General features: G+C 62.6%; 22 protein-coding genes and 5 pseudogenes. 17 read left to right on the top strand and 10 right to left on the bottom strand.

Features of this window, described 5'->3' with window-relative positions; translation table 11 throughout:
* Nucleotides 1–126 precede the first annotated feature (126 nt).
* Nucleotides 127–597: a GNAT family N-acetyltransferase gene (locus tag OKW41_RS13625; protein ID WP_429572832.1), complete on the top strand. Its 471-nt coding sequence runs from the start codon at nt 127–129 to the stop codon at nt 595–597.
* 288 nt (nt 598–885) lie between these two features.
* Here the strand turns inward: OKW41_RS13625 and ltrA are convergent, their stop codons facing one another.
* On the bottom strand, nt 886–2223 hold the full coding sequence (gene ltrA / locus OKW41_RS13620; RefSeq protein ID WP_429572831.1) for a group II intron reverse transcriptase/maturase: 1338 nt from the start codon (nt 2221–2223) through the stop codon (nt 886–888).
* A gap of 568 nt (nt 2224–2791) precedes the next feature.
* On the opposite strand from ltrA, the pseudogene OKW41_RS13615 reads away from it, so the two are divergent.
* Together OKW41_RS13615 and OKW41_RS13610 are read left to right on the top strand one after the other, a co-directional pair.
* Nucleotides 2792–3232 (top strand): annotated as a pseudogene (locus tag OKW41_RS13615) (tyrosine-type recombinase/integrase); the annotation flags it as partial.
* 109 nt (nt 3233–3341) lie between these two features.
* On the top strand, nt 3342–4850 hold the full coding sequence (locus tag OKW41_RS13610) for an integrase catalytic domain-containing protein (protein WP_429447466.1): 1509 nt from the start codon (nt 3342–3344) through the stop codon (nt 4848–4850).
* 134 nt (nt 4851–4984) lie between these two features.
* Here OKW41_RS13610 and istB (OKW41_RS13605) read toward each other — a convergent pair.
* Both istB (OKW41_RS13605) and istA (OKW41_RS13600) read right to left on the bottom strand, forming a co-directional pair.
* Nucleotides 4985–5791 (bottom strand): annotated as a pseudogene (gene istB / locus OKW41_RS13605) (IS21-like element helper ATPase IstB); the annotation flags it as partial.
* On the bottom strand, nt 5788–7287 hold the full coding sequence (gene istA, locus OKW41_RS13600; RefSeq protein ID WP_429572830.1) for an IS21 family transposase: 1500 nt from the start codon (nt 7285–7287) through the stop codon (nt 5788–5790). The gene istA (OKW41_RS13600) and the pseudogene istB (OKW41_RS13605), both read right to left, overlap by 4 nt.
* A gap of 161 nt (nt 7288–7448) precedes the next feature.
* Between istA (OKW41_RS13600) and OKW41_RS13595 the strand changes: the two are divergent.
* Both OKW41_RS13595 and OKW41_RS13590 read left to right on the top strand, forming a co-directional pair.
* Nucleotides 7449–7649: pseudogene (locus tag OKW41_RS13595) on the top strand (tyrosine-type recombinase/integrase); the annotation flags it as partial.
* Nucleotides 7650–7672: 23 nt separating this feature from the next.
* Nucleotides 7673–8841: pseudogene (locus tag OKW41_RS13590) on the top strand (IS91 family transposase).
* Between the two features lie 396 nt (nt 8842–9237).
* Here the strand turns inward: OKW41_RS13590 and OKW41_RS13585 are convergent.
* The 3 genes from OKW41_RS13585 to OKW41_RS13575 all read right to left on the bottom strand — a co-directional run bounded on the left by OKW41_RS13585 (nt 9238) and on the right by OKW41_RS13575 (nt 12684).
* Nucleotides 9238–10881: a tyrosine-type recombinase/integrase gene (locus tag OKW41_RS13585; protein WP_429572829.1), complete on the bottom strand. Its 1644-nt coding sequence runs from the start codon at nt 10879–10881 to the stop codon at nt 9238–9240.
* Nucleotides 10878–11918, bottom strand: a complete 1041-nt coding sequence (locus OKW41_RS13580; protein WP_429572828.1) for a DNA-binding protein — start codon at nt 11916–11918, stop codon at nt 10878–10880. Before OKW41_RS13580 ends, OKW41_RS13585 begins: the two co-directional genes overlap by 4 nt.
* A 478-nt stretch (nt 11919–12396) precedes the next feature.
* Nucleotides 12397–12684, bottom strand: a complete 288-nt coding sequence (locus OKW41_RS13575) for a helix-turn-helix domain-containing protein (protein WP_429492844.1) — start codon at nt 12682–12684, stop codon at nt 12397–12399.
* A 277-nt stretch (nt 12685–12961) separates the two neighbouring features.
* Between OKW41_RS13575 and OKW41_RS13570 the strand changes: the two genes are divergently transcribed.
* From OKW41_RS13570 to OKW41_RS13540, 7 genes are all read left to right on the top strand, one after another.
* Nucleotides 12962–13390 (top strand): hypothetical protein, encoded by a 429-nt coding sequence (locus OKW41_RS13570; RefSeq protein ID WP_429572827.1) that lies wholly within the window; start codon nt 12962–12964, stop codon nt 13388–13390.
* 3 nt (nt 13391–13393) lie between these two features.
* A complete protein-coding gene (locus OKW41_RS13565) occupies nt 13394–14179 on the top strand; it encodes a metallophosphoesterase (RefSeq protein WP_429572826.1) in 786 nt (261 codons plus the stop codon).
* Between the two features lie 261 nt (nt 14180–14440).
* Nucleotides 14441–14836: a hypothetical protein gene (locus OKW41_RS13560; RefSeq protein ID WP_018417870.1), complete on the top strand. Its 396-nt coding sequence runs from the start codon at nt 14441–14443 to the stop codon at nt 14834–14836.
* 79 nt (nt 14837–14915) lie between these two features.
* A complete protein-coding gene (locus tag OKW41_RS13555) occupies nt 14916–15173 on the top strand; it encodes a hypothetical protein (RefSeq protein WP_429572825.1) in 258 nt (85 codons plus the stop codon).
* A gap of 537 nt (nt 15174–15710) precedes the next feature.
* Nucleotides 15711–16484 (top strand): hypothetical protein, encoded by a 774-nt coding sequence (locus OKW41_RS13550; RefSeq protein ID WP_429572824.1) that lies wholly within the window; start codon nt 15711–15713, stop codon nt 16482–16484.
* 1031 nt (nt 16485–17515) lie between these two features.
* A complete protein-coding gene (locus OKW41_RS13545; RefSeq protein ID WP_121319892.1) occupies nt 17516–17767 on the top strand; it encodes a hypothetical protein in 252 nt (83 codons plus the stop codon).
* A 3-nt stretch (nt 17768–17770) separates the two neighbouring features.
* Entirely contained in the window at nt 17771–18055 is a 285-nt protein-coding gene (locus tag OKW41_RS13540) for a hypothetical protein (RefSeq protein WP_429572823.1), read from the top strand.
* A 6-nt stretch (nt 18056–18061) separates the two neighbouring features.
* On the opposite strand, the gene istB (OKW41_RS13535) is transcribed toward OKW41_RS13540, so the two are convergent.
* Nucleotides 18062–18820, bottom strand: coding sequence for an IS21-like element helper ATPase IstB (gene istB / locus OKW41_RS13535; RefSeq protein ID WP_429571338.1), 759 nt, complete (start codon nt 18818–18820; stop codon nt 18062–18064).
* Between the two features lie 14 nt (nt 18821–18834).
* Nucleotides 18835–20376, bottom strand: coding sequence for an IS21 family transposase (gene istA / locus OKW41_RS13530; protein WP_429571339.1), 1542 nt, complete (start codon nt 20374–20376; stop codon nt 18835–18837).
* On the opposite strand from istA (OKW41_RS13530), the gene OKW41_RS13525 reads away from it, so the two are divergent.
* Both OKW41_RS13525 and OKW41_RS13520 read left to right on the top strand, forming a co-directional pair.
* On the top strand, nt 20354–20971 hold the full coding sequence (locus tag OKW41_RS13525; RefSeq protein ID WP_429572822.1) for an antitoxin Xre/MbcA/ParS toxin-binding domain-containing protein: 618 nt from the start codon (nt 20354–20356) through the stop codon (nt 20969–20971). The genes istA (OKW41_RS13530) and OKW41_RS13525 overlap by 23 nt on opposite strands.
* 669 nt (nt 20972–21640) lie before the next feature.
* On the top strand, nt 21641–22246 hold the full coding sequence (locus tag OKW41_RS13520; protein ID WP_429572821.1) for a hypothetical protein: 606 nt from the start codon (nt 21641–21643) through the stop codon (nt 22244–22246).
* Nucleotides 22247–22249: 3 nt separating this feature from the next.
* Here OKW41_RS13520 and OKW41_RS13515 read toward each other — a convergent pair whose 3' ends face one another.
* Together OKW41_RS13515 and OKW41_RS13510 are read right to left on the bottom strand one after the other, a co-directional pair.
* Nucleotides 22250–22543: a hypothetical protein gene (locus OKW41_RS13515; RefSeq protein WP_429572820.1), complete on the bottom strand. Its 294-nt coding sequence runs from the start codon at nt 22541–22543 to the stop codon at nt 22250–22252.
* 75 nt (nt 22544–22618) lie between these two features.
* Complete coding sequence (locus tag OKW41_RS13510; RefSeq protein WP_429572819.1) at nt 22619–23530, bottom strand: LysR substrate-binding domain-containing protein; 912 nt, start codon at nt 23528–23530, stop codon at nt 22619–22621.
* A gap of 124 nt (nt 23531–23654) precedes the next feature.
* Here OKW41_RS13510 and OKW41_RS13505 point away from each other — a divergent pair, with 124 nt between their 5' ends.
* From OKW41_RS13505 to purU, 3 genes and pseudogenes are all read left to right on the top strand, one after another.
* Nucleotides 23655–24785 (top strand): branched-chain amino acid ABC transporter substrate-binding protein, encoded by a 1131-nt coding sequence (locus OKW41_RS13505; protein WP_429572818.1) that lies wholly within the window; start codon nt 23655–23657, stop codon nt 24783–24785.
* 17 nt (nt 24786–24802) lie between these two features.
* Nucleotides 24803–26053, top strand: coding sequence for a sarcosine oxidase subunit beta family protein (locus OKW41_RS13500; protein ID WP_429572817.1), 1251 nt, complete (start codon nt 24803–24805; stop codon nt 26051–26053).
* A 9-nt stretch (nt 26054–26062) separates the two neighbouring features.
* Nucleotides 26063–26921, top strand: a pseudogene (gene purU, locus OKW41_RS13495) (formyltetrahydrofolate deformylase); the annotation flags it as partial.
* Between the last annotated feature and the right edge of the window lie 6 nt (nt 26922–26927).

The following is a 26927-nucleotide window of genomic DNA, read 5'->3' as shown; positions in this document are numbered from 1 at the left end:
GATCGTTATCCCAGCCGTCCGTTGAACATTACGCATCCGTCGACACTCGCGGCTTCTACCGATTGATGCCAATCCCTTGCATCCGATATTCTGGCTAAGACCTGCTTATCGCGATCGGCGGTTGTGATGAATCTGGATTATCGGCAGGCTGTACCTGAAGACTCGGAATGGCTATTTGACACGTATCGGCGAACGATGAAAGTCTTCGTGACCTCAGCGTATGGCTGGGACGACGACTTGCAACAGGCTGGGTTTGCCAAAAGCCTTCGCCAAGGCTCTTGTCAAATAGTTACATGGGAAGGCAACCAATGCGGATTTGTGCACTGGGACGTCGAACCCGATCTCGTATGGCTGCGGATGCTTTGTGTCGTGCCGGAAATGCAAAACACGTCAATTGGCCGTGCGGCGATTGCCAAGGTGATGTCGTTGTCCAGTCACTTACAAAAACCGCTGTACTTGAATGTTTTCGTATGCAACCGAGTTGCCTATGACTGGTACAGCAGAATCGGTTTTATAGAAATCGAAAACGATGGCAAGGTCTCCACATTGGTACTTGCTCCTTCGTCTTCACCGGCCCATTGGGAACGGCATGCGTAGTCTTCCAGGCATCGCGTTCCCATCGCGAAACTTCCGGGTTCGTTGAGGCTCGTTCGACGCCTGCCGGCATGCGCCGAACCACCCTCAACGCTTCCTGACCTCCGGACCGGCACAAAGCTGCCATTCAAACTAATCGCGGGCCGGACGCCAGTAAAGCACACCATAGCCGCCGTTGCCCGGTGGTCGCGCCAGCGGCTGCTATGGCCGAGAGGATAGGGGTAGGAAACGGCGGTCGCCGTCCCCTCCCTCCGAACCCGGTGTGCAGTTTTCCCGCGACGGGCTCTCCAGTCAGTTGTTTCCACATCGGGATTGGCGCGCCAATCGATGAGCCTCGGACATCGTGAACAGCCCAAGATTAGCGAAGAAGGCATTAGGCCATCGGGTGTGATCGCGCAAGCATTTACCCTGGCCCGGACGGTGTAACTGTCGGCGCAGGATCGCTCGCAGACGGCGGCGGACGAAGCCGTCAACCGACGAGAAGGTGTATCGGTGGGCATTCTGGAAATAGCCGAACCAGCCGCGTAGGATCGGGTTGATCGACGCAATGATGCCCTCGATCGAATCGCCCCTGTTACGCCTGGTCAGGGCGCGGATCTTGTCCCGCAGCCCCATGAGACTCTTCTTGCGCACCCAACGTTGGCCCGCCTCGAACCGGTAGCCCAGAAATTCGAACCCATGACCCTCCAACCGGCAATCCCCTACGTGGGTTTTGTCGGGATGAAGTGTCAAGCCGTTCGCATCCACCCAAGCCCGCATGCGAGTGAGCGCAGCTTCCGCTTCCTCACGTGTGCGGCATAACACCACGGCGTCATCCGCGTAGCGCACCATGACCAGCCCCGCCCGACGCATTTCCACGTCAAGTTCGTGCAGGTAGAGGTTTGCCAACAGGGGGCTGACAACCGCCCCTTGAGGACTGCCGGAAGTCGGCGTCCACCGCGTCATGTCTTCCATGATGTCTTGCTTGAGAAAGGACTGGATCAGTTCCAGTACCCGGCCGTCCGCGATTCGCCCGGCCACTCTCGCGAGGAGAGGTAGGTGCGGAATCGAGTCGAAATAGCTTTGCAGATCGGCGTCGACCACCCAGCAGTAGCCCGCTTTCACATGCCGGTCCACTTCGCGCAGCGCATCCTTGCAGCCCAAGCCCGGACGGAAGCCGTAGCTTCTTGGCTCGAACTCATGCTCAAAGATCGGCTCGATCACCAGCTTCAGGGCCGCTTGAACAACGCGGTCCTTCACAGCGGGTATACCGAGCGGGCGGCGTCCTTTCCCTTTCGGTATGTAGACGCGCCGCACCGGCTGCGGGCAATAGCTACCATCCTGCAATGCATGCGCCAGTTCAGCGAGGTATCGGTCCCGCGCTTGCGCGAATCGCTTCACGCTCATGCGGTCCACTCCCGCCGCCCCGGCGTTCTTCTCGACCTGAGCCCATCCCAGCGCGAGCGTCTCCAGGCGAAACACCTTGTCGATCAGACTGTGCCATTTGCCTCCTTTAACTCCGTTTTGTAGAGCAGCCAACATAGCGTCCGTCCAGATTGAAGCCGACGCGAATTTCCGCTGCACGCAGCTTCCCGGCGCGTCTGCATCTTGTTTAGTCGTTTCCGACACTGGCGATGCTTCGATCTTCACCTCTGCTTCCTTCCGGTCTTTTGCTATCAACTTTCCTGCCCCGCTTCCCTATTGCGCCTTTTGCTCTGACGCAGGTCTCCACGGCTTGACGCTGCCGTGTGCAGTACTATCGGGACTCTGACTCCTGCCAGCGTTCACCTCGCTGACAGGTCTCCCCGTTTGCTTCGCACTACCGTCCCATCGTTCCGTCCTCAACCACGTGGTACGCCACCGCACCGCTTTGTCCGCCACGACAGCGTGCTGTGTTGTTTCCAGGCTTCGCCACTTTAGTGCAGGCTCGCCGCCATACCCCGCCGAAACAGGTTCGTTAACCTACGGACCGACAGTTCGCTTCCGGTTACTCCCCACCCCGCCTCACGACGACGCAGTTACCTTCAGCTACGGAGCTGTGGCCAACTCCGGCGGGGACTTACACCCCGCAGATAGCACGCCATCACGGGCGTACACTAAACCGCTCGCGCGGTAGGGGGCTGCGGCCCGACTCTGGCGGCGAATGGGAGGCGAGTGGCGCCGGTGCTTATGTTGGTGGTTGAGGCAATCCGCCTCGTCCTCCAGCAGGAGTCCCATCATGACCTCCTCCGATCCGGGCATCAGCCCGCTGCGCCGCCGTATGCTTGAGGACTTGCGCATGCGCAAGTTCGCACCCAAGACCCAGGCCGCCTATCTGCGTGCCGTACGTCAGTTCGCCCGATACCTCGGGCGTTTACCCGATACCGCCACTGTCGAGGACCTCCGGGACTACCAGTTGCATCTGGTCGATCACGGCGCGTCGCCGGTGTCGCTGAACGCCGCGATCAGCGGTCTGAAGTTCTTCTTCGAAGTCACGCTCGGCCGGCCTGAGCTGATGGCGCGGATGCAGCCGGTACGCGTGCCTCGCACGCTCCCGGTTGTGCTCAGCCCCGAGGAGGTGCGTCGGCTCATCGCGGCAGCCGGAAACCTCAAGCATCAGACCGCGCTGTCGGTCGCCTATGGCGCCGGGCTGCGTGCGAGCGAAGTGGTCGCGCTCAGGGCGCATTGACTCATCGGAATTGCAACTCGCGCTGACCTGTTGCCTCACGTAGTTTGCTACCCGTCGGATTGTCCGGCGGGAGCGGCACGAGGTGACGAGGCAAATCAGCATGACGACACGCAAGGAGTTGGTGGCAGCATTGCAATTGCGGTATGGCAGCGCGACGTTCGGTGACCGGATCAGGATTCTCGATGAGTTCGTGGCTCTGACCGGGTATCACCGCAAGCACGCCATTCGGCTGCTACGGGAAGAACCCGGCGCGGCAAAGGGGACACGCGAGCGCAACCGGCTATACGACGAAGCGGTACGCCAGGCGCTGACGGTGCTCTGGGAAGCAGCCGACAGGGTTTGCGGCAAGCGACTGAAGGCGTTGATCCCGAAGCTGGTTGATGCCATGGAGCGGCATGGTCATCTCGACCTGGATCCGGTCGTCAAGGCCAAACTCCTTCAGGTCAGCGCGGCGACCATCGATCGCATGCTGGCCAATGCGCGTGCGCACATTGATGGGCAGCGCAAACGGCGCACGGGGGTGGGCTCGGCCATCCGGCGCAGCATTCCAGTGCGTACCTTCGCCGACTGGCGCGATCCACCACCGGGCTTCTTCGAGATCGACATGGTCGAACACTGCGGCGGTTCGAAGATAGACGGTGAGTTCGTCCACACCCTCACGCTGACTGATATCGCCAGCGGCTGGACAGAATGTGTGGCCATGCGGGTACGCAACCAGATGTTGGTGATTGAAGGATTTGAGAAAGCGGCTGCCGATCTGCCATTCGCGATGCTTGGAGTGGACTCGGATAATGACAGTGCGTTCATGAACCAAAGCGTCCTCGACTACTGCAAGGGCCGCGGTCTTGTGCAGACGCGCTCGAGGGCCTACAAGAAGAACGATCAGGCCTGGGTGGAGCAGAAGAACGGCGCCGTCGTGCGGCGGCTGGTCGGTTATGGCCGGCTGAGCGGTGTCGATGCCAGGAACGCGCTGGCGCAGCTGTACGCGTCATCACGGCTATACATTAACTTCTTCCAGCCTTCGTTCAAGCTGAAGTCCAAGACGCGTGACGGTGCGCGCGTACACAAGGTCTATCTAGCGCCGGCGACGCCGTGCGATCGGCTTCTGGCACACGACAGCGTTGAACCCGCTATCAAGGAAAAGCTGAAGGCACAGTTCAAAGGCCTTGATCCTGTGCGGCTGCTGCAGGAGATGCGAACGGCACAGCAAACATTGAGCGAGTTCGCGGCCCACGGCGTGCGTGCTGAAGCCGCGCCGGCGGGCGACTCAGACGTCGCCGTCTTCCTCGCAGGCCTTTCTTCCGCATGGAAGGAAGGTGAGGCACGTCCAACGCACCGAAAACAACCCAAGGCAAAGCACTGGTGGAGAAGTCGGGTGGATCCGTTCGCCGACGCGTGGCCGCTAATCGAAGGATGGCTGATTGCAGAGCCCTCGGTGCCGGCCAACGTATTGATGGATCGGTTGGCCGCGATGTTTCCAGAAGCGTACGCAAGTCAGGCACAACTAAGAACGCTACAGCGTCGGGTCAAGGCGTGGCGCGCAGAGCGCGTAAAAGAACTCATTCTGGGCGGCCTGCGAAAGTCCGCTGATGCGCCAGCCGAAGTGTAAGTTGCGCAAAAGTTGAAAGTCGCCGGGGGCCGCGCGCTCCGCGCCCGGCAAACCACGAAAGAAGAAAAAAAAGAAAGCGAAAACGACAACAATCCGCCGAGTAACATTCCTTCGTGAGGCAACACGCAGGGGAGCATGGTTGTCGCTCCGTTCGGGTTGTCAGTGGGTAATTGACGGCGGCGCTCTTTCTGTTTGTCGCTGGCTGTGCGGCGCCGATAGCTTTCGACATTCAGCTCAAAGATCGTCGAGTGATGGACGAGCCGGTCGATGGCCGCCACTGTCATGCCGGGGTCCGGGAAGACGTCATTCCAGCCGGAGAATGGCTGGTTGGCGGTTATCAGAAGACTTTTCCGCTCGTATCTTTCGGCGATCAGCTCGAACAGCACGCTGGTTTCGGCCTGGTCCTTCCTCACATATGACAGATCGTCCAGGATGATCAGGTCGAACCGGTCGAGTTTGGCGAGCGCCGAAGGCAGTTGCAGACTCTGACGTGCGACCTGGAGTTTCTGCACGATTTCGCCGGTTCGGGTGAACAACACACGATAGCCGGCATCGATCAGGGCATGTCCGATTGCGCTTCCAAGATGACTTTTCCCGCCTCCAGGCGGCCCGAACAGTAGAATCGTGGCGCCTTTCTCAAGCCACGAATCGCCGGTGGCCAGCGCCATCACATGCGCCTTTGAGACCATAGGCACAACACCGAAGTCGAAGGTGGCGAGCGTCTTGGTCGGATCCAGATGTGACTCGGCACGATGACGTTCGATTCTTCGTTTGGCGCGCTCGGCAAGTTCATGTTCGAGCAATGCACCGAGTAGCCGCGACGCCTGCCAGCTTTCCTTGTCCGAGCGCTCAGCGAAGTCCGGCCACAACCGGCCGATCGTTGGCAGGCGCAGTTCGTTGAGCATCAGCGCGATACGGCCAGCATCGTAGGCGGCGTTCATATGGGCGCCTCCTCATCGAGCAACGTGTCATAGAGCGCGGCGGACGGCATCTCGACGACAACCACCGGACACTCGGACAGGCGCGGCGCGAACTCTTCGAACAGCGCCTTCAGATCGGGCAGTTCACCGAGTTCGAGCAATGCATCGAGTCTCTGCGCCAGCTGCGCCTCGACGCCGTGGTTTCCTGCCAGCTCAAGCAGGCCCACCATGGTCTTGCACGCGCTGCGCGGCGTCAGCGTCTCCTCGAGTCGCTCCCAGGTCCGTCGGTAAGCGTCACGCGGAAACAGATCGTCACGGAACGCGAGACCCCTGAAGGCCTGCGGCTTGCGTTTGAGCGAATCGATGAAGTGCCGGTAGTCGATGCCGCGACCGCGCCGCTTGCTGGTGTGCGTGGCCCTCGTCGTGCTGTGCACGAGCGCGCCGGACAGATAGCAATCGAGCCGGTCACTGTAAAGGCGCACCTTCAGGCGATGGCCGATCAGCCGCGACGGCGCGCTGTACAGGACGCAACGTACGGTGAAGGTTCCGCAACGGGTCACGCGCGCCTCTTCCTCAACGAAGTCGGTGGTACGGTGCTCAGGCAGATCCAGCAGGTGTTCGCGCTCGATCTGGAACGCTGCAGCATTGCGCCGGTTGCGGCGCATTACCACCCCGCGCACGAACTCGTCGTACGCGGCGCGGTCTGCGAAGTCGCGGTGACCGCGCAACTCCAGAGCCTGATCGACCTGATCCTTCAGATAGCGATGCGAGGATTCGACGCTGCCATTCTCATGACCCATGCCACGATTGTTGCGCGTGCCTTGCATCCCGTAATGTTCGAGCAGCGCTGCATAGCGAACCGTGAAGTCTTCCTCTTCCTGCAGGTTTCTGAACGCCGCCGACAGACTGTCGGAACGGTGTTCGCGTGGGCAGCCGCCGGCCTGCCAAAGCGCGTTCTGCAGTCCCGTCGCGAGCGCCTGGAAGCTCTCACCACCATCAACCACGCTGGCGTATTCCCAGCGCGAGAACGCCAGCACGAAGTGATACAGCAGGTGGTTGAACGGGATGCCACCAATCGTTACGCACAACTTGTCCATGTGCGTGAAGTCCGACAGGCCTCGCGCGCCTGGTTGATACGTTTGAGGGAAGAACACTTCCTGGTTCGGCCCTTCGAGCGCGCGCCACTGGCTGACATGTCGCTCAAACGTGCGCCGCATGCTGTCCGGAAAGCGCTCGGGATGGTCCTCCTGCAATTTGCGCAGCAGGGTGATCGCCTTCAGCTTTGGCGCAGCGCGTAGCAATGGCACCACTTCGCTCTCCCAGACATCGGCAAACGGATCAGGGCGCGAGCGCCAGTAGCGCCGGGGCTGCTGCGACGGTAGCCCGGCTTCGTGTTCGACACGCCGCGCCGTGCGCTCGCTCATGCCTGACTTCGCCGCAGCGAGCTTCTGCGGATGGTGTTTGCGATGGTTCATGTAGAGGCGGACCTGCTGGTCGGTGATACGGCTTCCAGACATGGGCTGACCGCCTCTTTTTAGGTTCAGTCAGCCATCCTAAGCCTCGCCGCTCCGGCGCCGCCGGCAGTTCGTCGTCTCCGGCGGCTACGCCGCCTCCGACTCCTCACTACCGGCCAAGATGAATGTCGGTACACCGGACGTAGTCATTGTCGCCGCCCACCGCAAACATCGACAAGCGCGTATCCATGCACACGCTGAGGCATTCCTTTGCCACGCACCTGCTGGAACAGAAGGAGGATATCCGCGTGATCCAGGTGCTCCTTGGACACAGGCAGATCGAGACCACCACGCTCTATACCCAGGTTGCCACTGACCTCCTGCGCAAGGTGGTCAGTCCGCTGGACCGCCTGCCCGCCGGCTAGCCCGGCCGCACGCGGAGCACCCCGTGCTGGAGGTCGCGGATATCTTCCGCGCCTGCGGGCCGGCGTGGCGGCGCACGGTAGCGCTGAGCCTGGGGCAGTTGAAGGTCATGTCGGCCATCGAACAGTGCCGCAGTGCGGCACTGGGGGGCATGTGCTGCGCTGCGCCGGCTGCGACCGGATCGAGGTTGCCTACAACTCCTGCCGCAACCGTCATTGCCCGAAGTGCCAGGGCAGTGCTGCGCATCGCTGGCTCCAGGCACGCCAGGCCGATCTGCTTCCGGTCGGGTACTACCATGTCGTCTTCACGCTGCCCGCGCCCATCAGTGCCATCGCCTGGTACAACAAGGCCGTCATCTACGGGCTGCTGTTCGATATCGCCGCCGAAACGCTACGCACCATTGCCGCTGATCCGAAGCACCTCGGCGCCCAGATCGGCGCGACGCTCGTGCTGCACACCTGGGGCTCGGCGCTCACGCATCATCCGCATGTGCACGGTATCGTCCCCGGTGGGGGGCTGTCGCCCGATGGTCAGCGGTGGATCGCATGCCGGCCCGGCTTCTTCCTGCCGGTACGTGTGCTCTCGCGCCTGTTCCGCAGGCGCTTCCTCGAAGCGCTCACGGACGCGCACCGGCACGGCCACCTGCAGTTCTTCGGCCAGTACGCTGAACTTGCCGACCCAGCTGTCTTTGACGTGTGGCTTGCGCCGCTGCGTGCCTGCGAATGGGCCGTCTACGCAAAGCGTCCCTTTGCAGGACCCGAAGCAGTGCTCGCGTACCTGTCGCGCTATACGCACCGCGTCGCGATCTCCAGCCAGCGCCTGCTTGCATTCGATGAACGCGGCGTGACCTTCCGCTGGAAGGACTACCGTGCGAAGGGGCGCACCCGCTACAAGACCATGACCCTCGAAGCCGGCGAGTTCATGCGCCGCTTCCTGCTCCATGTGCTGCCCGGTGGCTTCCATCGTATCCGTCACTACGGACTGCTCGCCAACCCGGTGCGCCGCGCCAGTCTCGCGAAGCTCCGCGAACTGCTGCACGTCGCGGCGGCGGTAAACACATCACCCGAAGAGACTCTCGTTGAAACTCGGCCGGCCTTCATCTGCCGGCACTGCGGCGCGCCGATGATCGTCATCGATATCCTTGCGCGCACTGCACCGATTCGCGCACCACCCACGCGCCGGGGCGAGATATGAGCGCCACTGTTCCAGGACGAACAACCCGACCCTCGGCTTTGCGGCAACGCGGCCCACGAGCAGACCTTTGCGTCTGTCGCTTCGCACAGGCCCTTGCACGTCCGTTCCGCCATCACGATGGCGCCACTGCACCGCTTCGGCACAGCATCAGCCCTCAGCCACCATCCCGCCTGACCACGCATCCCGCAACACCGCTCGCCATCCCGGGCAATCAATCGCCATAGCCCCGAAGACTCCCATTGCATCAGAGCACTCCGCGGTTTCCTCCCTTCAGGTTTATTCAACGCCTGCCCGCACGCGCCGGCGCGCACCCCGAGTCCACGGACATGGGCAGGCATCGAACAAACCTCAAGACGAGCGGCCAAATAGTTGGGTACTCGTCGTGTTCGAAGGCTATTAGTTTGAGCCTTGAAAACTTCCCTCCACAAAGTCCCGCAGCTGCGTGAGGTCCGTGCCCGCATACGCGGCCGTCGTCTGCACTGACGCGTGCCCGAGCAGCGTCTGCGCGACGGGTAGGGGCACGGCGTGATCCACGACCAGCGTGCGCGCATAGCCGTGCCGCAGCCAGTGGGTCGACGCTGCGTGGATCAGCGCGCGGGTCGCCGTGTCGCCGGCCGGGACCGTTTCTTCCGCCGCCAGCAGGACCGCCTTCACCTCATCGTAGAGGCCGCTGTGACCGAGCGCGTCGCGCTTCTCGCTGTGAACCAGCGGGACCGACTCGAACGGCGCGGGTTCGGCGGGCAGGCCCCGTAAAACGCGATAGTCACGCAGCACGGGCGCGCAGCGCGACGGCAGCGGGATCGCGCGAAGCCTGCCGCCCTTGCCGCGCACGTGCAGCGTCCAGTGACCGTCGGTCGCGCCAGACGATAGGCTCGCCGGGCCGGCCGCCGTGGCCGTGTCCGGCTCGACACTCAGGCGGGGCAGTCCCGGTTCCGCGGACCACTCGAGTTCGGCCAGCCGCACGCCGGCGAAGCGGTACAGCGACCAGATCGCACAGCGGCGCGCCCAGACGAGGGGGGATATCCCCGGCGGCCGTGCACCGGCCGTCACCGTGTCGCACAGCGCCAGCACCCGGGCGGGCAGGATCCGCGCCGGTGTCCACGTCATGCGGGCGGCGCCACCACCCGAAAGCTCGGCGGCCGGGTTGATCACCAGGTAGCCCGTCTTCTGCCAGTAACGGAACAGGCTCGAGATGACCGCCAGCGCGCGCCGACGGCTCGCGTCGCTGCGGGACGGCTCGCTGGCACGCGCGGCGTTGGGTCGGGACGGGACCATGGACCTGGCGCCCCCGATGCTGCCCGCAGGGCCGAGCGTGTGCCGGAAGGCGAGCAGGTCGTCGCGCGTCAGGTCGGATAACGGGCCGCGCCGGTGCTCCTCGCACCAGCCGATCAGGCGGCGCACTTCGGTGCGGTACGCGCGCAAGGTGTGCGGCGAGCGCTGCGCGCGGTCGCGCAGAAACAGCGCGAGTGCCCGCGCGTCGTCGGTCACACCGAGGGAATTGGTGGTCGTCGCGTTCATGAATCGGCCGGCGCGGGTGAGCCACACGCGCAGCGCCGTGGGATCGCTGCCGCTCGATGAGACCAGTCCGACCGTGTCGGCGACCTCGGTACTGGCGGGTTGGGCCGGCGCGTCAGCGGGTGGGGCGGCCCCGTCACCCTCACTGCCCGCGGTCAGGCCAGGCCGGTCTGTGCTGTTCGCCGTGCCGCCGGGCAGATCGCGGAACCGGCGGCGGTGCGCGTGCAGCACGCGGGAGAGCACGGTAACGGGTGAGGGCGCTGCGCCCGCGGCGGCCAGGTGCAGGCGCCCGTGCGCCCAGTATTCGATCGCGGCATCGTGCTCGAGCAGCAGCGCGAACACGGCGGGGTGCGCGCGCTTCGCGTCGGCAAGCGACGGCGCAGCGCGTTTCAGGTCGGCGAGGGTCCAGCGGCGGTAGACCGCATGGCCCAGTACTTCCGCGACATACGCGAGCGCAGCGTCGACGCCAGGCGGCAGCCGCTGCGGCGGGTGGACGCCCGCGTCGACCCAGTCGGCGGGGTTCATGATGACGGGCTTTGACGCGAACGGGCGCGTGGGCGCGGCGCAGCGGCCACCGCGGCCGCGTGGCCGGAGTTCATTTGCCGTGGGGGCTGGTGCCGGGCGGGTCGTTTCTGCACGGCGGACTGCGTTGCGTGCGCAGCTGGTAGTGCCTGAAGGGCCTGCAGCGCCTGGAGTGCATGGCGCTGTTCGGCGACCACGGTCGCGAGTGCCGCGGCCTCGGCGGCTGCCTGCCGGTGGGCGTCGCGTGCGGTGGCCACGTCCTCGAGCAGCCGCTCGCGCAGTCCCTCGAGCGCGGTGATCCGGGTCTGCGCGTCGGCGAACTGTTTCGCAAGCCGCTCCCGCTCGGCGGCGAGCGCGTAACGCTGGTGTTCGGTCTCCTGCAGCAGCCGTTTCGACAGGCCTTCGTAGCGGGCGTGGACCGCCGCGAGCGCCGCCGCGTGGTCGGCGCGCGCAGCCTCGAGTGCCTGGGTTGCCTTCGCTGCGGACAGTCTGAGCGCTGCGGCTGCCTGCTCGCGTTCGGCGAGGGTCGTCGTCGCGGCGCGGCATTCGGTGCGGGCTGTCGCGAGTTCCGTGTCGCGCGCCGACAGCTGCGCGCGCAGTTCGGCGAGTTCGACACGCGGCAGTTCCACCCGTAGCGTCGCGTCGTGCCGGGCGGCCTGTGCGGCATCCTTCTCGTCGCGAGCCTCGGCCTTCAGGCGTACCACGTCGTCGAGCTGCACGCTGACCGCCGCGGCCCACAGTGCCCGCATCTGTTCCGCGATCGGCTCGGGCAGGCCCGGCAGCGCCACCTGTGCGATGCCCGCCTGCACGAGCTCCGCCTCGAGGTCGTTCAGCGCGCGCGACAGCACCGCGGGGTCGCCAGCGCCCAGCCGCGCGCGCAGGCGCCGCACCGACACCGCGCGGCGGAAGCGTTCACGGGTCACGGGCGGGGCTGGTGAGGCGGACGGGGCAGTGGCGGCGTCAGCGTCGCCGGCTTCGGCGAGCATCGTGAGCACGGTCGCGCGGATCTGGTCGGGGGTGACGGCGGCGGGACGGGCCATGGCGGGACTCCGGCGCCTGTTGGGAAGGAGCTGGGCGCTCGTTCCAGTCTAGTCCACCGCCAAGTTCACGCACGGCCTGAACGTTAGGCAACCGTTTTTCGGGCGGAAATGGAGCCGGTTCCGGTGATAATCACCCTTATCACCGGAAAACGCGGACGGCTCCCACGACGGCGCGCGGGCCACCTCACGCCCGTGCGACCAGCAAGATGGGACGCTTACTCCGACAGCTGACGGTGTACGGCTGTGCCTTGCCAGAAATCGAAGTGCCGGGGACGTCAGCGGCGCCTGACGGCAGGACCCGGATCAGGCGGTTGACGCCGCATTGCGAGAAATTCCCGTTCGAGAAATTCCCGTTTGACGCCTTGCAGCTGTCAGGCCCACCCCGGTGACCATTGGTCGCTTGAACGAGGGCGGGGCCCCGTCGAAGTACCATGCGATGCGACTGTGTGCCGCCGGCGTACGTCAACTCCGGGACGCGCTATCGGTCAGCGAGGGTGTGCAAGAGTTGAGTGTGCAATGCGGCGGTGACCCGTTCGATCTCTTTCGGAGTGAGTCTGTCCATGTAGGCGACGGCCAGCAGCGTCAGCGGATGGATACCAAGCACTTCGGCAAACTGTTCAATCTTTCCGATCGTAGGCGATTTCAGGTTTCGCTCGACCGTGCTCAGGTAGGTGCGGCTGGATACCAGCGAGAAGTCTTCCTGTGTCAGGTTCTTTAGCTCTCGAAGCCGTTGTAGTGCAGTGCCGATGGCGGCTGTGGGGCGCATGCAAGTCCTCCTGATAAAGGACTTGATGTACTCATCGTGAACACTAAAGGGCTACAATCTATAGTGTTCATTTGATATGATTTTGCATAATTTCCCGTTGCGGCCTGCATGAAAGCGGCCGGTTGTCGAGGAAACGGACACGGGCAGGTCGACGCTGGCATTGCGCCCTGCGACCGGGCGACACTTACTGTTGATGATTTGAGAAGCTGAAGTTATGTTTTTAACGTGTGAACAGAACCGCCTGCCGGCAGGACCCGCATTCACTTCGGAGGTAGCGTTGTGGGCGGTTGCCGAGATGTGGGGCGGCGAAGATGTACTCATCCTGCAGTTTGCCGCCACCAAACGCGGTCTTCCCCGGATTGCAATGGTGGGGCTCTCAACGGGTGGTGCAAATACGGTGGTGCGGCTTGAGTCGGACGGCCAGATCGTGCGGGGCGCTGCGGTGCTGAGCGCCAGGCAGAAGAATTGTGCGCAGTGGACGCTGGAGCCGGTGAGCAAAATTCACCTCGGTGCCACGGAAGCCTTTGATGACCAGTCTCCGCTGGTCTCCTTTGCGCGCTTCACGACCGCAGCGGGCGAGAACATCTCGCTGCCTATCGGTTTCACCGACAAACCCTCTCGCGGCAGGCGCATTTACCCGAGCCCCCCGGCGCGCTCGCCGAAGGCTGACCGCCTGAAACCGGCCGACGTAGCAGATAAAACCTGACGTATGCGCATCCAGATCGCCTCCGACCTGCATCTGGAGATCCTGCACCAGACTTTTCCGGGCTTCAACCCGGTCGTGCGGTCCAATGCGGACGTGCTGGTGCTCGCGGGGGACATCGCGAAGGGGGGCGATGCCATTGAGCAGTTTGCGCGCTGGCCGGTGCCCGTCATCTACGTGCATGGCAACCATGAAGCGTATGGCACGGAGTACGACACGCTGGCCAACTCCATCCGTATGCGCGCGGCCGGTACGGCGATTCATTACCTTGAGCGCGACACGTTTGTCATGGGTGATGTGCGGTTTCTCGGTTGTTGCCTCTGGACAGACTATGCGCTCAGTGGCGTGCGCGACCGGAATATGGCGCTGGCCGGGCGGATGCTGCATGACCATCGTGTGATCCGCGTCGGCGACGGCACACGTTTTCGGCCGGAGCACGCGCTGGCGGAGCACGAAAAGGCAGTGAAGTGGCTGCGGACCGAACTGGCAAAGCCCTTCGACGGGCGCACGGTCGTCGTGACCCATCACGGCGTTGCTCCGCCGTCGGTGCATCCGCGCTATGCGAACGACCCGGTCAACGCTGCATTCGTGAGTGACCTGCGACCTGTGCTCGAGCTGGCCGACGTGTGGATTCACGGTCACGTGCATGACTCGTTCGATTACCGCGTTGGCCAGTCGCGGGTGATTGCCAACCCGCGCGGCTATGCGACGAACCGTCTGATGGCGGGTGCGCCGACCGACCTGAAATGGGAAAATCCGGCGTTTGATCCGGCGCTGATGATCGAGTTGTGAGCAGCTGTGCCGTGGCGCGCTGAGGCGGCGCAAACGTTCTGGCGATGCGCATGGGCGCTGCCGCGAGGAGATCGCCTGCAAAAAAATGGTTGACCCCCAAGACTACGGACTCGAGGGAGCATCCCGACATGGAGCGCGCTTGACCAGGGCGAACCGGCGAAAAAAAGACGGCGACAGTCATTGCCGCCTGACGGGAGCAGCGCACAGTTACGGGCGCGCCTGAAGGCCTTTGCGCTCGCCACGCGTAAAACAGGAACAGCGATGACTACAGCCCTCCACAGTCTTCAGGTTCAGCGAGAAGACACGATCCTGAAAATACTGGCCGAGGGCGAGTGGATCGGGGCAGACACCGTTCCCGCGGACGTAGCCGGATGGCAGCAACGCGGCTGGATCTTTGGCGTGGAAGCTGAAGGTCAGCGGTACTTTGCCCGATACCAGTTCGATGATCGTGATCAGCCGCTGCCGGTCATCAGGGAAATTCTGGCAGAGCTCGGACTCGCCACGGACCCGTGGACAATTGCTGCCTGGTTTCACTTTCCCAACGGCTGGATTGTGGAGGAGGGTTGTACCGCCCCGATCGCGCCCAAGGATGCGCTTGATCACCACGTTGCGGTCGTTGACGCCGCACGCCGGTTCCGCGGAACATTCGGAGCATAACGTCCAGTGACGTGATCATCTTCTTACCGAGTCAATCCCTCTCCGAACACGTCGACTGATTCTTGCAAGGAAACCCATCATGGGCACCAAAGACACTATCCGGTTTCAGGACAAGACCGGCGATCTGCCAGGTTGGACGCCTTACACCGAAATGTTCGAGAAGGAAGACACCGTCTATCTGGAGCTCGAAAGCGTGCAGGCCGATGTGACCATGATCAACAGTGTATGGGGACATCCCTCCGGCACTGTCGTGCTGCGTATGCCGACGGCCACGGCACGGCAGTTGGGGCTGGTTCCACAAGAGTGGACAAGGGATGCGTCGCGATTCAGGAAGTAGGGCATGCTCGAATTCCGGGAGAAAGGGGTGTACGAGGTCTCGGGGTGCACGTGCGATCGCTGCGGACGACGCATGACCCCGGATGAGGCCGACCGGGATTGGCATGAGCGGGTTTCGATTGCCGACTATGTGGATTTCATTCTATTTTCGGCGATGGCTGCGCAATCAGTATCGACCTGTGCCAGCACTGTGTGCGGGACACTATGGGTGAATGGTTGCGGATCTCATCAACAGGCATCTACGACCTCGAACCATCCTCGGATTCAGATCCCGCTGAGGTTCGCTGCGAGGCATCCTCCGGCATGATGCTGATGATGCGCTGTCTGTTGAGCAGGTGAATGCCGCGATCGCCAACGACGCGACTGTCCCGATGACGCGTGACTTATCTTTAGATACTGGCCAGACGGACCTCAGTGATATCGACCGGATCGTGATGAGACTGGACGCAACACGTGCCGCGGCGTCGTTGATTCTAAACGGGCTGGAAAACTTGGTAGTGCGACCCCACAGGATGCCAGAGCAGGGCTGACGCGTCAGGTGCGCCAGCAAATAAACGAGCTGGAACATAGTGCCCTGCAGGGACTCGTCGATGCTTCGCCCGTCCGGCTGTTGCCGCATTCGCACGCCGGGATGGAGGCGAAGGCAATTGCGGCCGTGCTTGAGGAAACGATGGCTGACCGCTCAAACGGTCTGCAGGCGGCAGACTCTGGGGGCCACGAATCTGTTAGCCGTGGCCAATCTGTTGATGTTCATCCCGAGAACGAGCCGGGTCACGCAGGCGGCCGCGGTGCATATGGCTGTCCGGGCGACTGCGGATCTGCACGCCTGCTGCACCCGATGAAAGGTCAACAGAAGGAGAAGCGGATGCTTCGAATCACCATTGAGTTGCTGCCCGGTGGGCAGGAGGAGGGAAAGCGTGTCATCGCGACGGCGGATATCGCACGGGCGAGCGATGGGCCGACCGGCGCACTCGGCGATTACAGGGTCGCCCTGAGCGACGCAATACTCGGCGAGGTTGGCGAACCGACGGTCGTGCGCAGCTATCCGAGATGGGTGAGCAGCGTATGGGATCTCGTTGCCCGCTGTCTTGCCACCGCGCTGAATCAGGGGCGCGAAGCGTTGCCGCCGCGACCTGCACGGCCGGAGGTAACGGTTCGCACGAACGATGCGGGCTACCGTTACGTGCGTCTGGATGAAATTCCCGAGCCGACCAGAACGTTCTTCGACCGGAAGCTGGCCGGCTCGGGCATTCCGGATCACGGCTGCGCTTTCGCGCACGACTGGTTTGATTTCATCAACGGCCAACGCTGAGGCGAGGAAACATGCTCCACGTCGCAGGCGGGTGCGACCTGCGTGCGATCTGAATCGCCACTGAAAATCCAGGGCGAACCGATTCCCACCGCCCGTAGTCCGGCCCGAGCTGCCACCCCTGTCGTGCGAACCGTTCATGCAGCGTCCGCGAGCGTCGGGTCGTTGTCGCCTGATTGCCGTAAGCAGGGTCCCGGCCCACCTCCGGGCAATAGAAAGGAATTTTAAGATGCTGATGACAATTACAGAATGGGCCGATCCCACCCGACCGCCCGTGACTGGGTCGCAACAGGCGTGAAAGTATGTTGCCTGGACCTGTGGGACGGTGAACTTCTGGGTGATCCGATCGGATGACGACGCGCCCGACGCAGCCGACGCGCCGGAGGCTGGCCGGTCGCCGGCCCCGAGGCCCTGCACGATGTCGCCAGCGAATTCGAACCGGGTACCATTGCCGTCTATGTGTTTGACCGCGTCGGCACGCAGAGTGCGCGGCTGAGCGCGTCACGGGGCTGTGGCGCGAAGTCGGTGCGCCGGATGATGCATCGTGCTTCTGGTACGCCAACGACAGCGGCGAACTCAAACCCTGCACGCCTTCGCAGTTGCTGCCACGCGCAAGGCTTGACTTGGCCGTCAGGCTGGTGGCGCAGCCGCAACTCCGTGCTGCCTGTGCCGGAGGTTCGGGCTGGGGTGCAGCCCGCGCGGATCGACCGGACGTGCCCGGGGCCGTCAACAACACTAACCATGGACGAATTTCCCGACCCGACAGGGCCTTTCCGACCGGAAACTGTCCGGTTCGGGCATTCCCGATCAAGGTTGCGCTTACGCGCAAGACTGGTTCGACTTTCTCAACGGTCATCGCTGATGCCAGGATGCAAGTGTCAGCTCGATCTGATGGGCACATGTCCGAACGCGCGACCGCCGCGTTGCAGAAAAAGGCTTATGTCATTGACGACGCGGATTGCGTCCAGTATCTGAAGCGACTGCCCGTGACACGTGGCGCGTCGGCTAAACGCTCGCAAAAGGAACAGCGATTTATGAGCAGCAGGGACCACATCCGGTATCAGGCGAAAGAGGGCGGTCAGCCCGGCTGGGATCTTTACGCCGAGATTTTTGAGCCAGAGGACGTCGTGTATCTGGAACTTGACGGTGTAGCCGCTGAAGTCACGATGCTCGGGAACCTGGAGCGCGGGCCGGGCACGGTGCTGTTGCGCCTGCCGGTCGCCACCGCGAAGCAGCTCGGTCTCGTGCCTCCGGGCTGGAAAAAGTCGGGCTGGGAAAGGGAGTAGGTCATGCGCGAATACCGTGACAGGATGGTGCAGGAGATCGCCGTCTGCACATGCGACCGCTGCAGCCAGCGCATGTCGCCCGATGATGACCAGGGGGAGTGGTATGAAAAAGTGTCGCTCGACTGGCGCGGGGGCTTTGGCTCGGTTTTTGGCGACGGTGCCCATCTGAGTGCATATTCCACGCAAATCGAGCGGCCATTCTGCGGCAAAGCGAGCAAGCATTCCACGCGAAACCGAGCAGGCATTCCACAACAAAGCGAGCGCTGCGGACATGGCGACGCGGGGTGAGTTTTTTTACTCCTTCCCGCCTTCGGCGGTCAAACTATTTCGGCGCTTGCGCATCGATTCGCCTGAGAGCGTGAAGCGATGCGCGTTGTGAACCAGCCGGTCGAGAATTGCATCAGCGAGCGTCGGATCTCCGATGGCAGCATGCCAGCTGTCGACTGGAATCTGGCTGGTGACGATCACCGAGCGCCGGCCGTGCCGGTCGTCGAGCACCTCCAGCAGATCGCGCCGCGCCGCATCTGACAGCGGTGCCATGGCCAGGTCATCCATGACGAGGATGTCGGTCTTGGCCAACTGTGCCAGCAGCTTTGCGTAGCCCCCACTGCCGTGCGCGATGGCCATCTCCTCGTTGAACTTCGGCATGCGCAGATAGCAGGCCGAGAAGCCCTGGCGACACGCCTGGTTGACCAGCGCGCATGCAAGCCAGCTTTTACCGAGCCCGGTTGGTGCGACCAGAATGATGTTCTGGTGCGCCCGTACCCATTCGCCAGTGAGCACCCGGGCGAGCAGCGCACGATCCAGTCCACGGGGCTCGCGGTAGTTGATGTCTTCGGGCACCGCGTCCGGGAAACGCAGCTTCGCGCGGCGTAGCCGCGCCGTGAGCAGGCGCGACTGACGTTCGCTTGCTTCCCGTTCGACGAGCAGCCCCAGGCGCTCCTCGAAGCCGAGCTGGTCGATGCTGCTCTGGGATTGCTGGTCGGCCAGCGCGGCGGCCATGCCGAACAGGCGCAACTCGTGCAGCCGCTCGACAGTTGGATGATGCAGCATGTCATGATCTCCTTTCAGTGGTAGTAAGACGGTCCACGCACGTTGGCATGCGCGAGCGGCAATTCGGTCTGGGCGGCGGCCGTGTCGGCCCTGTTCTCCAGACCGTTCTTCAGCGTCGAGGCGATGAACCGATAGCTCGGCGCTTTAAGATCAATGGCACGCTGGCAGGCGGCTTCCAGTCGCGCATGGCCATAGTCCTTGCCCATGCGCAGCACGCCCAGACAGGCGCGGTAAGCCTGCTGTGGATGCTGGCGACCGCCAAGCAGGTGTTCGATGACTGCGGCGGTGTGCGGGCCGATCTCCATGGCCCAGTTGATCAGCCGCTGCGGATTCCACTCGGTGGTCGCTGCCCGATGATTCGCCGGCATGTGGGCGGCGATCGTGGTGTGATGGCCGCGGCGCTCGCTCTTCGCGTGCGCGGCAATGCGCTGACCGCGCAGGAAGATCTCGACGGTCGTCTTCGTGTGGCGCACCTCCACCTGCTCGCGGGCGTGGCTGTATGAGACGGAGTAAAAGTGTTCGTCGAGCTCGACATGGTAATCAATGCCGACGCGAGCAACCTTCCACTGCGCATACTGGTAGGGTCTGTCTGGCAGCGGACGAAGTGCCGGACGATCAAGTTCCTCGAAGGCGCTGCGGCGGCAACCGGGCAGTTTCTTGAACGGCCTGTTGTTCAGTTCAACGAGGAGTGCCGCGATCGCGCGGTTGGCTTCGTCGAGGCTGAACAGCCGCTGGTTGCGCAGCCGTGCCAGAATCCAGCGCTGCGCCAGGAGCACCGACTGCTCGACCTTCGCTTTATCACGGGGCCGACGTTTGCGGGCTGGGATGATCGCCACGGAATAATGCGCGGCCATCTCTCCATAGGTCCGGTTCAGAACCGGATCGTAGAAGTCGGCTTTGTGCACGCCGGACCTCAGGTTGTCGGGGACCAGGATCTCGGGACAACCGCCAATGAAGTTCAAGGCGCGCACATGCGAGCCAATCCAGTCCTCAAGCTGCTGGGTCCAGGTGACTTCGGCGTAGGTGTAGTTTGATGCGCCGAGCGTCGCGACGAATACCTCTGCTTCACGGATCTCGCCGGTGTGCGGATCGACGATGCCCAACCTGTTACCCGAATAGTCGATGAACAGCTTCTCCCCGGGCGTGTGCGTCTGGCGAAGCGTGACCGGCAACGCTGCCGCCCATCGCTCGTAATACTTGCAGAACCAGCTGTAGCCGTAGCCTTCGGGCTCCTGCGCTTTGTACTCGTTCCATAGCAGGTCAAGCGTCACGCCTTTCCTGCCGAGCTCACGATGTACCATCGGCCAATTGGGCATCGGCCGTGTCCGGCTTGACGACGGCGGCGGCGGGAATAGCAGCGCATCCAACGCTGTCTCCTCCATCGTCATCGCCTTCTCGAAGTCCAGTTGTGCGCGCCGTACGCGATCCAGATAGTCCCAGACCGTCGCGCTCGATGCGCCTATCGTCGTCGCGATCTCACGCTGGCTACGCTGGCACACAAAGCGCAGGCGTAGCACTTCCTTGATTTGACGCATGGATAACCTTTTATTCGACATTCGCTCGCTCGACAAAATCGTCAAGCGTGCCATGGTTATCCCGCGTTGCCGTCCCTCCAGCTTACCGCTCGGTTACGCGTGGAAATCGCGCTCGGGCAGTCGCGGAATCCCTGCTCGATTTGCCGTGGAATCGACGCTCGGCTTGCTGTGGAATCCGTGCTCGGTTCGCCGTGGAATTGGTGTTCGGTTTGGCGTGGAATACGCACATCTGAGCATTGACCTTTGTCAGCAGTGTCTCCGCGATACGCTCGGGTCATGGCTGCGGGTCGATCCGCCGTCCGCAACGGATAACGTGATTGAAGCCTTGAAGGGCGTCGTTTCCCGACCCGACGTGGGGGTAACTGTGGACCAGATGAATCCACTGCTGTTCGGCGAGCAAGACGAGTCCCGTGGCACGTTACTCCTTGCGACACGTCTCGCGAAAATAGTCGCGCAGGCGATAGCCGTCTTCCGGGAGCAGGATAAGGCGATCCGGTGGCTAGTCATGCCGCACAAGCAGTTTGCCGGCCGAACTGCGCTCGAAATGGCGAAGACCGAGGATGACGCACGGCTGGTTGAGGAAGCGCTGGTGCGGATTGACGAAGGGTACGGATAGCAAAAGGCCGGACTTTGGGGGCGCGACTGAAGAACTTGTTGCCCGATTGCGCATCCGCACATCGCCTAAAGCCGACGATCATCCGATGCGATAACTTGTATGTTGTCGCTGGGCATCCCCTTGAGCAAGCCTTTTCGCCGCGCAGTTTCGGACGCAACCGGAAAAACGATCTTTAGCCCCGACATCCGGCTGACCGGTGCGCTCGGGTTGCGCTCACTGAGCTATCAAGCCACGAAGCGGCCGGTGGCATCGTGCGAGCCTGCGAATGGCTGATCAAGGTTCCGTTGCTGAACGCGTACAGTCGGCCATCTACGGTCGTTGGCCCACGCCTTCGCACGATCATTTGAATGTCCGCTCCGGCGAGCAAACGCCGTCTGAAAACAGACCACCTCAGTCAAGTCGTCGGTCAAAAACGCGGATGGCCGCTGCAGTTTGACCAGCATGTTCGCGTCGGCTTGCCGCTGGGCCAGCGTCTCGGAACTGACGGGAAGTACTTATCTGAGACGCAATTTCCTCGGCCCGTTCGCTAACGAAACGGCTTGATGGTCGGATTTGGGGCCGTATACAATTCGCCGAACCGCGAGTTAAGTCTCATGCGCGTGTTGTGGCATCGCAAGTAGACGGGCTCGCTAGCTCGCCTACCACTTTGATCAGTCAAGAGGAAAGGCAGTGAATAAGAAAGCTCCAGATTGGTTACTGCAATCCATTTGGTTTATCGCAGGAATATTTGCTACCGGTGCATTGTGGTACTTCATTTCGATAAAAAACACAGCGTTTTCAGTCGCCTCAGCTGTAGCCACCCTAATCTTTGTTGCAGTCGCCGTCTTTCTGCATCGTAGGCGGGATCATCAAGAGGCGGTTGCGGCAACGAAAGAAGACAATGAGAAGAGGCTGCATGGCGAGATAGCGCTCAATGTTGGAGAGGAGCGCGTGACGTTCACGGAGTTTATTCGCAGCGCTGAGTACGATATCGTTAAAGTCAATGCAAATCAGCATTTTTTAGGCGTCGCCTCTGAGCACGAGTGGATTCACACTCGCTATCCTGAAGCCACAATGGGGAGGCAAACTTTAACGACCCTAGATCGCCTGAAGCTGGCGGAAACAGCTGAAAGCGAATCAGAGAAGATCCGATTCGATGTAATTGATCTGACATTCCCAGACGGACGAAATAAAAAGGTCTATTTTGATATTTCAAGCTTTTTTAATGAACTGACCTACGAAAAAATCGATCCCGAAAGCCGCGTTGCGCACAAGCTAAATGAAATCTATCGGTAACACCTAAAATTCTTTCCGGTCGGGGCCGAGCGGCTCGGCTTGGCTCGAATGTTCACTATGGTTGCTATGGTCGTCGCTGACCCAATCGGCCCCGAACTCCTGCGGGGCAATAGCGGCTATTTGAGAACGTTGAGCCGACGACGTAAAGGCCGGAATGACTGCGAGCTTGCCGACTGCACGAAGGTACGGTTTGCCGCTGGAGAAAGCGGCCGTTGGGATGGCGCGGGAACCGGTGGCCGCGAGCGATGCCACGCTGTTTGCCTGCAGATCGATCCCCGAATGGTTAGTGTTGCGCAACGCGCGAAGCGCGGCTCACCGAAGCCAGCGAATTGAGTGACGTGGTGGTATAGCTCGCGGCAGACCGAACCCGATCTACAGCCATACACTATTCCCCGCATATTCCAGCAACCATGTCAGCACCGTTTGTGCGGCAGCGCTCAGCTCTTCCGCCCCCGACGTGACCAGATACTCGCAGAGTCCAGTCCTCACACGCGTATCCACCGGCCTGACAACGAGGCTTTCGCGCGCCTCGGGCGGAATCGAATAGCACCACGCGAGCCCCACGCCTTTGCCGCTGCAGACCGCGCGATACACCAAATCGTAGCTGGACACCAGCAGCGCCGGCTGTCGCGGCGTGTACGCAATGCCGGCGAGGCTGAACCAGCGGTCCCATGTCGAACAGACCGAGATGTCCGCGTCGAGTTCGACCAGCGCCTGTTTCGCGAGATCCTTAACCGCACCGACCGGATGCTCGGCTAGGTAGCCCGGACTGCAGATCGGCACGATCTCCTCGTCGAACAGCTTGTACTTGCGCAGCCCCGGCCAGTTGCCATCGCCGTAGCGGATCGCAAGGTCCACCGGCTCGCGGCGCGGGTCCATCGGCTGGGCGCTCGCTATGACACGGATGTTAATGTCCGGCCATGCGTCCCGGAACGCGATGATCGCCGGCATCAACCAGAAGCTCGACATGGCGACGCTCGCCGAAATCGTGACGCTGTGCGTTTCGAGCTCTTCGATCATCGACACCGCGCGTCGAATCGATACGAGGCTCGCGGTGATTGCCTGCTGGAAAATCGCCCCGGCCTTCGTCAGCCGGATTTCCTTGTGGCGCCGCTCGAACAGGGGCACGCCCAGGCGCGCTTCGAGCATCTGGATCTGACGGCTCACTGCCCCTTGCGACAGATGCAGTTCCTGCGCGGCCCGCGTGAAGCTGGCAAGACGCGCCGAAGCCTCGAAGGCTGCGATCGTATTGAGCGGCGGCAGTCGTTTGGCGGGCAGGGTCATCGAACTTTCTCAACGAAGCGTTTGCATGCGATTATGCATGCAATACATGCGAAATACTGCGTTGACAGTAAATTTGACGAATCGAATGATGTGCCTTGTTAACCCTCAACCAGAGAGGCGTCCGATGCAGATCAGGACCGGTTTGATATTGGCTGTGCTGGCGGCGGCGATGGGACATGCAGTCCTTGTGCATGCAGAGAAGGTAGTCAAGATCGGCTATGCGGGTCCGTTGACTGGCGAGTTGGCGCACCTCGGCAAGGACGCCGAAAACGGTGTGCGCGCCGCGCTTGACGAGGCCAACGATGCAAAAATAACGATCAATGGCGAGCCGGTCCGCTTCGTTCTCGACGCGCAGGACGATCAAGCCGACCCGAAAACCGCCGTGCTGGTCGCGCAGCGGCTCGTCGACGACGGCATCTCGGGTATGGTCGGCCACCTCACGTCGGGCGCGACGCTGCCCGCGTCGCGCGTCTATGCGGCAGCGGGCATCCCGCAGATTTCGCAGTCGTCGACCAATCCGCTGCTGACCCGCCAAGGGTTCGCGACAGCGTTTCGCGTAATCGGCGACGACCAGGACGTGGGCTCGGTGATCGCGAACTATGCGCTCGACACGCTTCACGCGACCCGTATCGCCGTCATCGACGACCGCACGGTGTATGGCCAGGGTCTCGCCGACTCCGTCGTCGCCCGGCTCGGCGAGCGTGGCGTGAAGCCCGTCGCGCGCGATTACACCACCGATCAGGCCGTCGATTTCAAGGGGATTCTGACCTCGCTCAAATCCGCCAAGCCGGACGTGATCATCTACGGCGGAGTCGACGGACAGGCTGGACCGATGCGCAAGCAGCTGACCGAGCTCGGCCTCGACAGCACGCTGTTCGGTTCGTCCATCGAAACCGACAAATTCATCGAACTGGCCGGGCCGACGTCCGAAGGCACCTACTCGGCCGAATCCGGTTATCCGTTGAGCAAGATGCCGAAGTCCGCGGACTTCGAGCGCAAGTTCGCAAAGTACGGTCAGCCGGTGCTCTACTCGCCGTATGCCTACGATGCAACCTGGGCGCTGATCCGCGCGATGCAGGCTGCCAACTCCACGGGCCCCCACGATTACCTGCCGGCGCTCAGGGCCGTCAACTTCGACGGCGTGACGGGGCACATCCAGTTTGACCAGAAAGGCGATCTGCGCGCGGCTAACGTGACGATCTACCAGGCAAGACAGGGCAAGTTTAACCCCGTAACGACGGTCGGCATTCGCTGAAGGCCATGCGAAGACTCATGAAATATTCCGCTGGCCGTCTGATACTGGAGAGCCTGCATGGCCACCGCCGATGGCAGCCCGTCTGGCGCGACGCGACGCTTAAGCGCCGTTATCGCGTTGTCATAGTCGGGGGCGGCGGTCACGGTCTCGCGACTGCCTATTACCTCGCGCGACAGCACGGCATCCACGACGTTGCCGTGCTGGAGAAAGGCTGGATCGGCGGCGGTAACACCGGGCGTAACACCACGGTGATCCGGTCGAACTACCTGTTGCCGGAGTCGGCGGCGCTCTATGAACTTTCCCTGAAGCTGTACGAGGGACTGGCCCGCGAGCTGAACTACAACATCATGTTCTCCCAGCGCGGAAACGTTACACTCGCTCACTCGCCGCATGATCTGGACCAGCTGGTCCGCCGGTCGAATGCGCTGCAGCTGAACGGCATCGACTCTGAAATCCTTACGCGCGAAGAAGTGGGCGCGCTGGTGCCTGTGCTTGATCTCGACGGGCGTGCGCGCTTTCCTGTGCTTGGCGGATTCATTCAGCGCCGCGCGGGCACGGCGCGCCACGACGCGGTCGCGTGGGGCTATGCGCGCGGCGCGAGCGCACTCGGCATCGACATCGTGCAGAACTGCGAAGTGCAAGGCTTCGAGCGCAACGCAAGCGGCCACGTGACCGGCGTGCAAACGGCCCAGGGCTCGGTGCAGGCGGACGTCGTGCTACTCAGTGTTGCGGGCCGCACGTCGCTGCTCACGGCGCAGGCGAGCCTGCGCCTGCCGCTGCAGAGTTTCACGCTGCAGGCGATGGTGTCCGAGCCGCTCAAGCCGGTGCTCGATACGGTCGTAATTTCGCCAGCGACGGGCGTCTACGTCAGCCAGTCCGACAAGGGCGAGCTGGTGATCGGCGGAGGACTGGACCACTACACGTCGTACGCGCAGCGCGGCACGCTGCCTTCGCAGATCGCCACGCTTTCCGCACTCGCCGAGCATTTCCCGTCGTTCAGGCGCCTGCGCATCCTGCGCCAATGGGCCGGCATCGTCGATATGTCGCCGGATTCGAGTCCGATTCTCGGTGAAACGGGCGTGCCCGGACTGCTCGTCAACTGCGGCTGGGGCGCGGGCGGCTTCAAGGCGATCCCCGCTGGCGGCTGGCTGATGGCCCATCACATCGCCACCGGCGTGCCACACCCGGTGGCCGCACCGTTCGGCCTCGACCGGTTCTCGACCGGCGCCCTGATCGATGAAGCCGCCGCCGCAGGTATTTCACACTAAAGGTATTCTGTGGATACGCATCAGTTCATCGTCAATCTGTCCTGCAACGATCATCCCGGCATCGTTCGCGACGTCGCAGGCTTCATTGCGGACCACGGCGGTAATGTCACGCAGAGCGCGCAGTGCGCCGACGGGACGACCGGCCGCTTCTTCATGCGCCCGCAGTTTTCGATGCAGCCGGGCGCGAGCCTTGACGCCATCCGCGACGGCTTCGCCGGCGTTGCCGCCCGTCATGCGATGGAATGGCGCCTCGTTCAAGCCGGGCGACGCGCGCGTCTGCTGGTGATGGTCTCGCAGTACGGCCATTGCCTGAACGACCTGCTGTTCCGCACGCGGGCGAACGCAATCCATGCCGACATCGCGCTCGTCGTCTCCAACCATGAATCGCAGCGCGAGCTGTGTGACGCGTACAACGTGCCGTTCCGCTATCTGCCGGTGACGCCGGCGACCCGGGAAGCCTGCGAGAGCGAACTGCTCGACCTGATCGACGCACATGCGATTGATCTGGTCGTCCTCGCGCGCTACATGCAGATTCTGTCGTCAGCGCTGTGCGAGCGCCTGCCGGCGCGCATCATCAACATTCACCATTCGTTTCTGCCGAGCTTCAAGGGCCCACGGCCCTACCATCAGGCGCACGCACGCGGCGTGAAGCTAGCTGATCGGCGCGACTGCGCACTACGTGACGGTGGACCTCGACGAAGGCCCGATCATCGAACAGGAAGTCTCGCGCGTCGACCAAAGTCTGTCGCCGGACCAGCTCGCGCAGACGGGCCGCGACGTCGAATGCAGCGCGCTGTCGCGCGCAGTCGGCTGGCATGTGGAAGACCGCATCATTCTCGACGACAGGCATCGTACTGTCGTTTTCGCTGAGGAC

This window comes from Paraburkholderia sp. UCT70, assembly GCF_050434085.1.
Taxonomy (GTDB): Bacteria; Pseudomonadota; Gammaproteobacteria; order Burkholderiales; family Burkholderiaceae; genus Paraburkholderia; species Paraburkholderia tuberum.
The sequence above is the reverse complement of the archived record's forward strand: the minus strand, read 5'-3'. Positions and strand labels throughout refer to the sequence as shown.